The sequence below is a fragment of the Chitinophaga jiangningensis genome, from assembly GCF_900142605.1.
GTDB classification, from domain to species: domain Bacteria; phylum Bacteroidota; class Bacteroidia; order Chitinophagales; family Chitinophagaceae; genus Chitinophaga; species Chitinophaga jiangningensis.
Map to the genome: position 1 here is coordinate 1 of NZ_FRBL01000015.1, position 13,214 is coordinate 13,214.

General features: G+C 49.1%; 9 protein-coding genes. 4 read left to right on the forward strand and 5 right to left on the reverse strand.

All coding sequences use genetic code 11. The annotated features are described in order from the left end of the window. Positions 1 to 298: 298 nt before the first annotated feature. From BUB18_RS28035 to BUB18_RS28050, 4 genes are all read right to left on the reverse strand, one after another. Entirely contained in the window at positions 299 to 2,041 is a 1,743-nt protein-coding gene (locus BUB18_RS28035) for a RagB/SusD family nutrient uptake outer membrane protein (RefSeq protein WP_073087569.1), read from the reverse strand. An 18-nt stretch (positions 2,042 to 2,059) separates the two neighbouring features. After that, positions 2,060 to 5,566 (reverse strand): SusC/RagA family TonB-linked outer membrane protein, encoded by a 3,507-nt coding sequence (locus tag BUB18_RS28040; protein ID WP_073087571.1) that lies wholly within the window; start codon positions 5,564 to 5,566, stop codon positions 2,060 to 2,062. Between the two features lie 129 nt (positions 5,567 to 5,695). Then, complete coding sequence (locus tag BUB18_RS28045) at positions 5,696 to 6,697, reverse strand: FecR family protein (RefSeq protein WP_083550951.1); 1,002 nt, start codon at positions 6,695 to 6,697, stop codon at positions 5,696 to 5,698. A gap of 60 nt (positions 6,698 to 6,757) precedes the next feature. Further along, positions 6,758 to 7,351 carry an RNA polymerase sigma factor gene (locus BUB18_RS28050; RefSeq protein WP_073087575.1) on the reverse strand — a complete coding sequence of 198 codons (594 nt, stop codon included), beginning with the start codon at positions 7,349 to 7,351 and terminating at the stop codon, positions 6,758 to 6,760. A gap of 148 nt (positions 7,352 to 7,499) precedes the next feature. Here BUB18_RS28050 and BUB18_RS28055 point away from each other — a divergent pair, with 148 nt between their 5' ends. Next, on the forward strand, positions 7,500 to 8,126 hold the full coding sequence (locus BUB18_RS28055) for a hypothetical protein (RefSeq protein ID WP_073087577.1): 627 nt from the start codon (positions 7,500 to 7,502) through the stop codon (positions 8,124 to 8,126). Between the two features lie 240 nt (positions 8,127 to 8,366). Further along, positions 8,367 to 10,481 (forward strand): cellulase family glycosylhydrolase, encoded by a 2,115-nt coding sequence (locus tag BUB18_RS28060; RefSeq protein WP_143160129.1) that lies wholly within the window; start codon positions 8,367 to 8,369, stop codon positions 10,479 to 10,481. A gap of 114 nt (positions 10,482 to 10,595) precedes the next feature. Here BUB18_RS28060 and BUB18_RS28075 read toward each other — a convergent pair whose 3' ends face one another. Beyond that, on the reverse strand, positions 10,596 to 11,435 hold the full coding sequence (locus BUB18_RS28075) for a helix-turn-helix domain-containing protein (RefSeq protein WP_073087578.1): 840 nt from the start codon (positions 11,433 to 11,435) through the stop codon (positions 10,596 to 10,598). Between the two features lie 77 nt (positions 11,436 to 11,512). On the opposite strand from BUB18_RS28075, the gene BUB18_RS28080 reads away from it, so the two are divergent. Beyond that, positions 11,513 to 12,709 (forward strand): MFS transporter, encoded by a 1,197-nt coding sequence (locus tag BUB18_RS28080; protein ID WP_073087580.1) that lies wholly within the window; start codon positions 11,513 to 11,515, stop codon positions 12,707 to 12,709. 33 nt (positions 12,710 to 12,742) lie between these two features. Further along, complete coding sequence (locus BUB18_RS28085; RefSeq protein WP_073087582.1) at positions 12,743 to 13,213, forward strand: DUF4126 family protein; 471 nt, start codon at positions 12,743 to 12,745, stop codon at positions 13,211 to 13,213. The last annotated feature ends 1 nt before the right edge of the window (position 13,214 follow it).

Genomic DNA, 13,214 nt, shown 5'->3' on the forward strand with positions numbered 1-13,214 from the left:
TTTTAACCATAGCCGCCGTTGTAAGAAACGGAGTTCCTTACAACGAAGACCATCAATACAATATAAATAATTTGGTAAAACCATAGAAAACGCCTCGCAGGCGTCTATTAAAACACAATCTTCGCTTAAGTCTATTTGGGTAATTATCATTAAACACTGATTGGATAATTGCGAAGATTATAGCGTAGATCACCTCGGATAGACGCCTGCGAGGCGTCTCTACGCCGCGAAACAACAAAGTTTGCCAAAAGCAGCAATGCGCCCATATCCTTGCGTAGATATGGGCGCATTGCGTTTCTTACAACCCGTCTTTCCAGTTAGGGTTTTGTGTAAGGTTCTTATTTAGATTGCGCTCCTGCGTTGGAATAGGATAGAGATAATCACGTGTTTCATCAAACTGCTTGGTGATATTCGGATTCACCACGATAGGTCCGCCGGCACTGCCTTTTTCCAGGCTGATCTCCGTACCCAGCTTCAGGTAAGCGGGTCCTTTGGGACCACTGGGCTTGGTGCCTTCGTAAATCACCACATCAATGGTTCCATCATTGTCCAGGTCGTATTGACCCGCCCCCGGAAAATACATGCCCTTAAACTGTTTAGCGAGCAATGCCCCTTCTTTCCAGCGGGTAAGATCATGCCAGCGGAAATTTTCCATCACCAGCTCAATCCTTCTCTCACGGCGTACCTCCAGGATAATACCACTTAAATTTTTACTGGTATAACGCGCCGCTTCGTATGCATCCGGATTGGCATTGGCAGCAGCTACGTTCAGGTTAGGCATGCCTACCCGATCCCGCAACAGCTTGATGGACTTATCAATATCCCCCTGGGTAATCAGCCCCAGCTCCGCTTTAGCTTCAGCATAGTTTAGCAGCACTTCCGCATAGCGGAATACAGGCATGTCGTTATCGTTTTTGGTATAGGAGTCGTGCGTTTCATCCGTTACATATTTGATCAGCTGGTAACCGGTAACGGAGGCCCCAAAATCAGGCACCAGTTTGTTGGTATTGCCAATCCTGGTATAACCTGGTGTACGGATGGTTTGCGCTAAACGGGGATCACGGTTCTGGCACTCCTGGAAAAACTGCAGTTTATCGTAATTCGGCTGATCGGTAAAGCGACTGCCATCCTTCATGAGGTAGCTGTTTACAAAGCTTTTTTCCAGCCCCGGCTGACCATAGGACGCCGTGATCGTATAGTAGTTCGCGTTATGGTAGAGTTGCAAAATGCTGCTGAATCTTCTCGTTAAGATAATCTCATCTGTGTTCGCATCTTTGGAGGTAAACAGCTCCCGGTACGCGTTTGCAGGGGTGCTGGTATACACGCGGTAAGGGCCGCGGGTAATCAAGGTGTCGGCTGCATCGGCGGCCATCTGCAAAAATCTGTTGGCGTCCGGCAAATTGAATTCAGGATGGTATTTTCTGAAAGTGCCTTCAAACAGGCAGAGGCGGGATTTCAAGGCTAATGCCGTCCATTTATTAACCTGCTCCGGATTTTTATTACCATCCAGGTTAGCGATGGCCGAATCAATATCGGCAATGATGGAATCCATGATCAGTGCCCGCGGATCACGTGGCTTCAGCAATTCAGGGTCATTGGTTTCCATCGCCTTGCTATACCAGGGTACATCACCGAATTTTTTCACCATCTCATAATAAAACCAGGCACGGAAAAACCTTGCTGCACCTACATATTTACGGGTTACATTATAAGGCAGTACGCGATTATAATTCACCATGAAATAATTGATCTTGCGCAGCTCTGTCCAGGTCCAGCCACCGCCGGTTACAGGCACCTGCCGGCGACCTGTCAGAAACTCCGACGTACTTGATTTTACTACGTTGTCCATGTCTTCATTATACACACCTTCTGCATCAGGTACCATTGTGTACATAGAGTTTATGTAGAGTTGCAGGTCCTTCTCCGTTTTAAAATAATTATCGGGAGATATTTTCGCGAGTGGGTCCCGGTCCATGAATTTTTTGCATGCACCCAGCGATAAGGCCAGCAGCGCGAGCATCACTATATTGAATGTTTTCATTGTCTGTGCTTTGTCTGATTAGAAAGAAATATCAACGCCTACTGCATACGATTTACTGAACGGATATACGCGACCGTTAGCATCTGTCCTTACCAGGTTTGGATCGCTGGAAAGCTGCTCCGGATCCAGGTATTTGCTTTTCAGTTTGGTCAACGTCAGCAGGTTTTCGCCGCTGAAGTAAATCCGGCAACGGGTCAGTTTCAGGTGCTGCAACAGCGTAGCCGGCAGGGAATAGCCCAGGATCAGGCTTTTCAGGCGGATGTAGGCCAGGTTCTGCAGGTAACGATCATTGTTTTCTTTCAGGGATCCATTGTCATTCAGCGCGATGTAACCTCTCAGTCGGGGGAAATAGGAATTCGGGTTGTCCTCACTCCAGAGTTTTTCCGGGAAGTCCTTTGGAATAAACGACATGTAAGGGCGGGAGAAAGGTCCCCAGAACTTATCGGCGTTATTGCCCGGATACCAGTGCTGGCGGCCTATACCCTGGAAAAATACGCTGAAGTCAAATCCATTCCAGTCCGCACCGCCGCGGATACCAAACGTATATCGTGGCAGCGAGTTACCAATCACGCGCTGGTCACCCGGATTGCCTACGGTGTTTTGTCCTTTGTTGATGGCGCCGTTGTTGTCCAGATCTGCAAATTTCAGGTCACCGGCGCGGAGTTTGCCCCATTCGCCCGGTGCAGAAAAGATATTGTTACCCACCTGCGTTTGGTCCACTTTCCAGTCAGCGGCTTCCTTATCATCGGCAAAGAATCCGAGGATGCTGTAGCCCCAGATTTCTCCCAGCTGCTTACCTACATAGTAGTCGCTGAGTATCTGATTGGGGTTATCAAATTTGGTAATTTCTGCTTTGAAATCGCCCATGTTGAAACCTACGTTATAGTTTAGTGTTTTTCTGCCTACGGTAACGCTGTTTCTCCAGTCGATATTTATTTCCCAGCCGGTGGAGCGTAAGTCGGCTGCATTCATTTTAGGCTCGGTAGCACCATACACCGCGGGCAGGGTCATGCCTTTGGTGAGCATGTCTTTGGTATTACGGATATACCAGTCATACGTTACATTCAGTTTATTACGCAGGAAAGCCATATCCACGCCAAAGTTGGTAGAGTTAACCTTTTCCCAGGTAAGGTCCGCGGTGATAGGGGTGGGTAAGCTTACGTACTGGGTACGCTTGCCGCTGGTGATGTAAGAATTGGTACCAATGCTCATCAGCGGAATATATGGGTAGTAGTTGTTCTTCACATCCTGGTTACCGAGGGCACCATAGGAAGCACGCCATTTGATATCGGTAATTACATTTTTAACCGGTGCAAAGAAGGCTTCTTCCGACATACGCCAGCCGGCGGATACAGAAGGGAAGAACCCGAAGCGGCTGCTGGTAGGGAATCTGGAAGAACCATCGTAGCGGCCATTGAATTCCACCAAGTATTTATCGGCGTAGCTATAGGCGGCACGGCCAAAAGCACCCAGCAGCGCCAGCTCTTCATTGTTACTGTTCACGGTAGCGTCGCCGGAGCCAAGGGCTACTTCGTTCAGGTCTTCGGACAAAATATCATTGCGTTGTGAATACAGCATTTTCATTTGCTGCAGCTCCTGGTTTACACCGGCAGTTAGGGAGATGCTGTGTTTGCCTATACGTTTGTTGTAGTTACCATACACGTTTACCACGTTGGTAGTTTTATTGTTGTTTTGTTGCCAGAGGTTATCATTATACACGTAGCTGATTACACCCGGGTAAATAGACCATGGTGCGGCCGTTTGCCGGTGAAAGCTGCTGCCATTGGCCACTGTAAGGGTATAGTTACCTATGATGTTAATATCCGGTGTGATTTTAAAAGTAGCGGCCACGGAGTTTACCAGTTCCAATTGTTTCATACCGCCTTTACTTTTTCCGTGGAGGAGGTCGGCATAAATACCATCGCCGATGGTATAGTTGTTCAGCTCTGTGCGGTAAGTGGCGGTCCCGTCAGGGTTTACTGGCACGTACGACGGAAGGGCGTGCACACTTACAGATACGAAGTTATCGTTTACACCGAGGCCGGGATAGGTATAGTTGTATGCATTTAATTGTGTGTTGCTGCTCAGTACCAGCCAGGGTTTGACTTCTGCTTCCACTTTGGCGCGGAAGTTATAGGAGTTGTACACATCCTGCTGGATGCGCATCATTCCCTTTTTCTGGTAGGCGCGGCCTGAAACCATGTAGTTGATTTTATCGTTGCCGCCGCTGATGTTGAGGCTGTGTTCCATGGAAGGCATCACATCGCGGAACATGGTATGCCACCAGTCGGTATTGCCGTAGTATACGTACATATCCTTGCCTTTGCGGTTTTGGATGACTACTGATGGGAGGGAAGGGTCTGTTTTTCTTTTCAGGAGCTCTTCATAATCTTCATCGGTATACCCGGTATAGGTTTTTCCAAGGGAGATTTTAAAGGCCTCATCATTCAGCATGGCCGCGTCGTAACCACTGGTGATGAAGTCGGTGCGGGTGGTTTGTTTGCTCCAGCTATAGTTGGTACCGTAGTTGATCTGCATTTTTCCTGCCTTCCCTTTTTTGGTGGTGAGCAGTACTACACCAAAAGCGCCACGTGCGCCGTAGATGGCGGCGGAGGCGGCATCCTTCAGCACGGTGATGGATTCAATATCGCGGGGGTTAACGGTGTTGATATCACCGGGAATACCGTCGATGAGGATGAGCGGGCCACCGCCGGAGATGGAAGTGAATCCGCGGATATTCAGGGTGGCGGTGCTTCCCGGGCGGCCGTCACCGAAGTTGACGTTCAGGTTAGGCACGGCACCCTGGAGCGCCTGGCCTACGTTGGCTACGGGGCGACTCTCAATAACACTCGCGTCCACCTGCGCAACGGCACCGGTGAGATTGACTTTCTTCTGCACCCCATAACCAACCACCACCACATCTTTAATTTTTGAGCGGCTGCTCCCGAGGGAGATGGTGAGAAAGCTACTGCCGGAAATGACTACCTCCTTGTTTTCGTAGCCTACGTAGGATACGATGAGGACATCGCCGGGCTTAACAGATGCTATGGAAAAGCTGCCATCTGTACCGGTGACTACTCCCTTGCGGGTGCCTTTGAGGGCGATGGTAACGCCGAGCAGCGGCTCTTTCGTCTCCCCGTCAATTACCTTTCCTTTGAGTCCAAATTCCTGTTCATCTTTTTTATATACGATCAGCAAATCATCTTTTTCGCGGTATCCAAGGGTAGTGTTGGAAAGGAGGGAGTCCAAAAGCGACTCCGCCGTGCCATAGGATTCCAGTGACGTGTATTGGTACCTGTTAGTGGCCGATTCGTCAAACACCAGTCGGTAGTGAGTTTGGCGGGCTACCTGTTTAAGTACGGCTGTCAGGGTGGAGTTGCCCGTCTTAAAAGCAACCGTTTTTCGCAGCGATTGTCCTTCCAGATTTTTGGCCCAGACGGACAGGCTGAGAGCTGCCATGCATGATGTCAGGAAACTAAGACGCATAAGGTAACGGATTGTAGAATTACGTACTACATTTTTCATACATTTGAAGGGTTTTTATGAAATATTAAAAACAGGCTGCCATATCCGGTAAGTCGTATTACGGATGGATGTGTCAGCATCAACAGAACCGGTTAAGTTGGCGCTTGACCGGTTTTTTATTTTTTAGTGTTAATAGACGAAATAGGTGTTTTTACTTTTTTTATAATTTAACTGATGCACCAGGCAGATGGCCTGGAGGATGCTTTCCGCATCGTGATGACTGTTAAAATCTCCGGAAACCTTGTACTGTTGTGCTTTTGTTGTCATAAGGCGAATCTGGATATTATAGCGGTTTTCAAGCGTGGCGGCTACATTTTCCATGGTGGTTTGGCGAAACACCAGTTCCTGTGCGCACCATGCCGTGGAAACAGATGCAGGCTGCCGGAAATACTGCTGTGCATTGGTGAGGGTGTTAATGAAAAGCCCTTCATCGGGTGTTAGCAGGGTAACAGCGTCGCTTCTGGTTGAATCGGCGGCTACTTTTACCTTTCCGGATTTTACTACTATGCTCACTGTGTTTTTATCGTTGTCCATTTTCAGATTAAAAGAGGTGCCCAGTACAGTTGTGACAGTGTTGCCGGCTACCACTTTAAAAGGTTTTTCAGTTTGCTTTTTTACATCAATAAATATTTCCCCATTCTCCAGTATAAGCTCTCTTGTATGGTTGTTAAAATTATGCTCGTATTTGAAACTGGCGCCGCTGTTCATTACCACGATTGAACTATCGGGTAATCTTCTCCTGGTAACGCCTTTATCGTTGCTAACGGTGATGTAGGTACGATAAACAACTGCAACTTCCTCACTTTTCCTTGTAGTGCCGGTATTTGTGGGCCGCAGCAACCAGGCAAGCGTACCAGCGCTCACGGCGATGATCACTATCGCGGCAATACGCCGGATGGTGCGCCAGAAACCCAGTGACTTTTCTTCCAGCTCCGGTGGGCAGTAGCCGGCTTCCTGGCGGATATGACCCAGCATATCTGCTTTAATGTCCTGCAGGTCCTGCGCTGAGAGGTTGGCAGGCGTTTGTTCTGCTGCTGCAAACCATGCCTCGAGCTGCTGTAGTTCTTCCGGTGTAGCTTCCCCTTTCAGGTATCTGGCGGCTATATTTTTCAATTGCTGGTTGTTCATCATTTTAGATCTGCTACTTAGTAGCGTCAAAAAATGAATGGTAGTACCATGTCGATATGTTAACTAATTGTTAAAGAAGAAAATGATGCCCGGAACGAGTGCCGGTATCAGGGTGGCTTCGCGCAGCTCTGTACGCAGGCGGGCCAGTGCTTTGGATAACTGGTTTTTTACGGTTTGTTCAGATAAAGATAAGTCCCTGGCTATTTCGGATATGGTTTTATGTTGATGGCGGCTCAGCGTGTATACCTGTCTCATTTTATAGGGCAGGCGTTCAACAGCGGCGGCCAGCAGGTGTTTGAGTTCTTTTTCGTGGAGGCGGTCGTCTGTATCAGCAGGTGCGGAGAGGTGCATGGTGGCCTGGGTATCGTGTAATGGTGTGAGTTCCGGGCCGGCAATACTTTTGAGCACTTCATATCTCACTGCAGCAAATAAATACGAACGGAGTGAACCGCTCAGCTCCAGACTGCCACGTCTTTTCCACAAGCCTATAAATACGTCCTGCACCGTATCCTTGGCAGGTGCGTTAAGGCGCAGGCATTTGTAGGCGTATAAGAACAGTGGCTCCCAGTAACGGTTGTACAATATCTCATAGGCCGCTGCATCATCGTTTGCAACACGTTGAAACAGTTCATTGTCGGTAAGATATTTATACTTCATGGAGTAATAAAATAAGATATGGCACGCAAGATAAAAATAGGTACTTAGAATTGATTTTACCTTATTGTTAACAAGAAAATTTTTGGTGACGGAAGAGGAGTTGTAACACCGGAAATCTCCGTTTCATGCTTTTCCCTACCTTCGTTTCATGGAATGGAATCACATACCCACCTTTGCTATTTTCAGGGAAAAGTTTGCTAACCTCTACCAGGAAGGAGATGACTTACAAGGGGGCTACCAGCAATTTGTTTTACATAGGGAGATGGAAATCCAGGCTGCTGGACATTTTCATCGGGTGGGTAGCGATTATCTCCTCAAAGGAAGTGTTCCATTTCATCACCAGTATTTCGGCATCTCAGCGTTGGCGCATGGCCAGGTGTACTGTATGATTCGCCCTGAAACCGCTGATCCGGTGATGCTTACCATCTCCCCGGAAAAAAATAATTACAGGTTGTCAGGGAGATATATGAGGCTGCTGGATAACACTTTTACGGCCACTATTGGCGCACAGATGGGAGAGGTCTGTTATCAGCAATTGCAGCAGGCGATAACGGAGGCGATAGTTCCTGCGACTGGTCTTAAACGTACTACCGGTACCCGCTACGAGATAGGCAGGCCTAATGGGCAGCAGCTGGAAATTGTGGTGCAGCGTAATCCCGTAGAAGGTTCACCGGTTGAGCGTATAGCCGGTATGGTGAGTCTGCTGTTAAATTATACTCAAACTAAGGAAGAGGAGTTACTGGAACGCCTGCACGAAACAAACCCGCATCCATAGAGGTCTTACACGATCCACTGCAACACCACCTCAGTGGGTACAAGAAAATTTTACGCGCCCGTTTTTTGTTTTCGGCTTTTTAATTATCTTCATGCAAACGATTGCAATTTGTTAAAACCTACCCCTCTCCGGAAGGGGAAACTGTTTTGTGATTCCCGGTATGTAGCGAAAATCCTGTATTAATTTATGTAGCCTTATTTCAACCAAACAGCCTTGCTGTAACCCACTAAAAAACGCACTATGAAACAATTCCACATGTATCGGTGGCTCACCATGGCCATCCTGTTACTTGCTGCCCTTCACCTTTCTGCCCAAACACCTGTTGCGAAAAACGGGCAGCTAAGCGTAATAGGCCTTAAACTTTGTAATCAATACGGTAATCCCATTCAGCTGCGCGGCATGAGTACCCACGGTATTCAATGGTACGGCTGGGGAAGCTGCCTCACAGAAGCCTCGCTCGATGCACTGGCGTACGACTGGGGCGCTGACGTACTACGTATATCCATGTACGTACAGGAGGGGGGATATGCCACTGATCCCGCCGGCTTTACCAGCCAGGTAAACCGCCTGATTGAAGAAGCCACTGAAAGGGGCATGTACGCCCTGGTGGACTGGCACCAGCTTACGCCCGGTGATCCCAACGCCAACCTCTCGTTGGCTAAAACATTTTTTACCGCCATCGCCAACCAGCATAAAAACAAAAACAACATCATCTATGATGTATGTAATGAGCCCAACGGTGTTACCTGGGCTACTATCAAAACATATGCAAACCAGATCATCCCGGTAATCCGCGCTATTGATAATGATGCCGTGATACTTGTAGGTACCCACGCCTGGGGCTCCATGGGCATCTCCGACGGCCGCTCTGCTCAGGATATCGTCAGCAACCCGCTCACGTTCTCCAACATCATGTATACTTTTCACTTCTACGCGGCGGACCATGGCACCGAATACCTGAATGAGCTGGACTGGGCATCCGACCGGCTACCGGTATTTGTAACCGAATTCGGCTCCCAGGAAGCCAGCGGAGACGGACCTAACAATTTCACTATGACCCAGCAGTACATCGACCTGATGGCCCGCAAAAAGATCAGCTGGTGTAACTGGAACTTCTCGGACGATTTCCGCAGCGGCGCCGTGTGGACCACCGGCACCTGCTCCGCAGGCCCATGGACCACCGCCCGCCTCAAACCAGCAGGTACCTGGATCCGCCAGCGCATGCTATCACCGGCTGATGACTTCCCCGGAGGTACTACCACACCTACCTGTACACCGGTAACCGCCAGCGCGGACGATGGCAACGTTGCCGCCAACGTGCTCGACAATGATCTGAACACCCGCTGGTCCGCCTCTGGCGACGGGCAATACCTTCAGTTCTGCCTCAATGATACCGCCAGCGTAAGCGGCGTTAAGATAGCCTTCTACAGTGGTAACACCCGTACCTCTTCCTTCGATGTGCTGGTATCACTCAACGGCACCAGCTGGACCAGCGCCGCCACCAACAAAACCAGCAGCGGCACCAGCACTGCCCTGGAAACATTTTCCTTCCCGGCAGTAACGGCGAAGTATGTACGAATCGTAGGCCATGGCAACAGCGTAAACGCCTGGAACAGCTACACCGAAGTACAAATCGTACAACAACCTGTTACCACACCCGCCTGCACACCGGTAACCGCCTCCGGCGACGATGGCAACGTACCCGCCAACACGCAGGACAACGACCTCAATACACGCTGGTCAGCCTCTGGCGATGGCCAGTGGATACAATTCTGCCTCGGTTCCGTAAAAACTGTTACCGGCGTACAAATCGCGTTTTATAACGGCAACGTACGCACGTCCTATTTTGATATTGCATTGTCGCAGGACGGTAACAGCTGGACCAACGCCGCCACCGGTCTTCAAAGCAGCGGCACCAGCACTGCGCTGCAAACCTTCAACATCACAGCCGCGCCGGCAAAATATGTACGCATCATCGGGCATGGCAACAGCGCGAACGCGTGGAACAGTTATACTGAGGTGAAAATAAACACCGCCACCACGTTGCAATCGCTGAGCCAGCAAACCCTGGCCATCTCCCCAAAAACTACTATGGCTACGGACGATAAAATGACGGTGAGCCCTAACCCTGTTGGCGCTACGCTGAACGTGCGGCTGGAACTAAAGCACCCGGGCAGGGTTGCTTTGCTGCTGTATGATATGAATGGTAAACCGGTAAGTACGTTTATCAATACTACCATGCCGGCAGGGGTGCATAATATTCCCGTGAAAACCGGACAGCTGACACCGGGTAGTTATATCATTCAGTTGAATAGCAATGGGAGGACTGTAGCGGAGAAGATTCAGAAATTATAGTATTTATTCCGTAATCGATCAGGGCCTGCGACCCTGATCGATTACGGATAGGCCGTGCCTGCGGCACGTGCCGCATCAGTGCATTAAATAGGGCCACAGGCCCTATTTAATGCACTATTTTTTTTCGCGCTGCCTGATATCCTTTGGATTTAGTCCCGACTGCCCCTTCACGAACTTATTAAAATGACTCACATCGGTAAACCCAAAGTCAGCGCTGATTTCCTTGAGGAGGTCCTGGCTGTGTTTGAGTCGCGCCGCTATTAACTGGTATTTATATTTAGAGATATAATCCTTCACGGATATGCCAACTTCTTTCCGGAACAACATGCTCAGGTAGCTGGCAGACAAATGGAACGCACCTGCCAGATAATCAATAGTAAGTAACGCCGGTTGCTGAATATTAGCATGAATATGCTGCATCACCTGCATGGCTACACTTTCCTGCTGTAGCACGTTTGCGGGCGTGTCCTGAAAAATATGGCGCTTCAGTAATACGAGTATGGTACGCAACAGGTGCACCATGAGTTCATTCGGTTGTTCCCCGGCATCTTCCCATTCCTTCACCATCATGCGTATCAGCTGTTCTGTTTTCTTAAGATCGCGTTTGTGGTAAATAATATTACTCAGCTGTTCCCGGTTTACAATTAGTTCATCCATCAGCAGGTTCCAGTTTTTCTTTTCCCTGGTGTCGGTTCCGCTGAGGTAAACAGGTAAAAAACGAATTACGCTGAACTCCGTTTTTTCCCGGATGCTGATTTTATGATGGTCCTGCGGATCAAGCAGGAATAGGGCTTTGCGCTCATACTTTGTGCGCACATTGTTGAGAATATGCGTACCGCTGCCCGAATGAAAAAATATCAGTTCGTAATAATTATGGTTATGCTGCGGAAAAGGCCATTGCGTGGTAGTGAAATGACGGATAAAAATCGGCTCAAATTGTACAAAACGTTTCATAATCGATTTTTACAAATTTACAATCTGAAAGTACAAATTTAATCATTCGTCCGCTACTAGCTTTGCAAATAAAAAAGATGAAGCTGTGTCAACATACCCGGCAGGCATGGGGTATCCCGGTTATGGCTATGTCGGGAGGAATCATCGTGGCGAACCTCTATTATAATCAGCCTATCCTGCATAATATTGCGGAATCATTACAGGTGCCGGATAGCAGCATCGGCCGAATGTCCATGACGGCGCAAATGGGCTATGGCCTGGGAATGTTGCTACTGGTGCCTTTGGGAGATATGCTGCATCGGAAAAAACTGATTGTAACCATCTGTTTGCTGCTCTGTACAACATTGTTGTTAACAGCAGCCTCCCATCGTGCTTCCACCATTTTATTGCTTAGCTTTTTTACCGGTTTATTTTCCACACCGGCACAAATTATTTTGCCTATGGCCGCTGCTTTGGGCAGGGAAAATCGTGGGAAGACGGTAGGGCAGGTCTACAGCGGTATCCTCTGTGGTATGCTGGGATCAAGGGTATTGAGTGGACTCATCACCACCTGGCTGGGCTGGGAATATGTATTCCTGTTTTCAGCTATCCTGGTATGTGTGGCTATTGTACTGCTGGTACTATTTCTTCCGGAAATACCACCGAAATTTAAAGGCTCCTATGGCGGATTGCTGAAATCAACCCTCTCCCTTATAAAAGAATATCCGGTACTGCGACAGTCTGCACTGCTGGGCGCTTTTACCTTCGGTGCATTTTGTTCCTTCTGGACCACCGTTACCTTTCACCTTAGCGGCGCACCTTTTCATTACAGCACGGCACAGATAGGGCTTTTCGGCATCATTGCGATCGGCGGAGCACTCGTGGCGCCAGCATTTGGAAAAGCGGCGGATAAAGGCAGTGTGTTTAGAGGACTGTACCTTTCCGTGGGCATGATGGCAGCGAGTATACTACTGTTGAAAATGTTTCCCTATTCGACGACCATCCTCATCGCCGGCATCTTCTTCCTCGACATAGGTGTACAGGCCACGCAAATCACGAATTTCACCCGCATTTACGCATTGAATGAACATGCACACAGCCGGCTCAATACCGTATACATGACTACCTATTTCATCGGCGCCGCCATAGGCACCGGTTTCGGACTACTCAGCTGGAGATTGGGCGGGTGGAACATGGCCACCTGGCAGATGCTGATCTGGAGTTTGATTGCATTGGCGATAGTGGCGGTATCGCAGCGCAAAAGCGCCGCGGCAGCACTGCTACATAAGGCATAGTGCTTGTGGTAGCTGGATTATAAAATACGGACTATGAAAAATCAAACCCTCTTTCAAACCTTAGCCCTGGGCGTTATTTCCGGTATGCGCAGTTCGCTGGGCCCTGCATTCAGTTGCTTATATGCCGGTAAGCGCTCCAAAAGCAAATTGTCAAGACTCAACTTCATGGGTAAAAGTAATACCGGCAAAGTGCTGGGTGCCATGGCAGTAGGGGAGCTGATTGCAGATAAACTGCCGGGAATTGGTAACCGTACCGCCGCCGCCGGCGTGATCGGGCGTGGACTGGCAGGTGCACTGGCGGGAGCCACCTTGTACGAATGCCAGGGTAAGCAAAGCTGGAAAGGGGCTGCCATTGGAGCCGCAGCGGCCATTGCAGCTACCTACGCTTTTTTCCACCTGCGACAAGCCGCCGTGAAAAAAGGAAAAGTAAACGATCGCATGGTAGCCCTGGCAGAAGATACGCTGGCTATTGGAATAGGCAGTATGGCTACCCGCCTAAAATAAC

Coding starts and splice junctions, on each gene's coding strand:
- BUB18_RS28060 (WP_143160129.1), top strand. CDS start 8,367: ATGAAACAATTCCACATGTATCGGTGGCTCACCATGGCCATCCTGTTA.
- BUB18_RS28055 (WP_073087577.1), top strand. CDS start 7,500: ATGGAATGGAATCACATACCCACCTTTGCTATTTTCAGGGAAAAGTTT.
- BUB18_RS28045 (WP_083550951.1), bottom strand. CDS start 6,697: ATGATGAACAACCAGCAATTGAAAAATATAGCCGCCAGATACCTGAAA.
- BUB18_RS28050 (WP_073087575.1), bottom strand. CDS start 7,351: ATGAAGTATAAATATCTTACCGACAATGAACTGTTTCAACGTGTTGCA.
- BUB18_RS28040 (WP_073087571.1), bottom strand. CDS start 5,566: ATGAAAAATGTAGTACGTAATTCTACAATCCGTTACCTTATGCGTCTT.
- BUB18_RS28075 (WP_073087578.1), bottom strand. CDS start 11,435: ATGAAACGTTTTGTACAATTTGAGCCGATTTTTATCCGTCATTTCACT.
- BUB18_RS28035 (WP_073087569.1), bottom strand. CDS start 2,041: ATGAAAACATTCAATATAGTGATGCTCGCGCTGCTGGCCTTATCGCTG.
- BUB18_RS28085 (WP_073087582.1), top strand. CDS start 12,743: ATGAAAAATCAAACCCTCTTTCAAACCTTAGCCCTGGGCGTTATTTCC.
- BUB18_RS28080 (WP_073087580.1), top strand. CDS start 11,513: ATGAAGCTGTGTCAACATACCCGGCAGGCATGGGGTATCCCGGTTATG.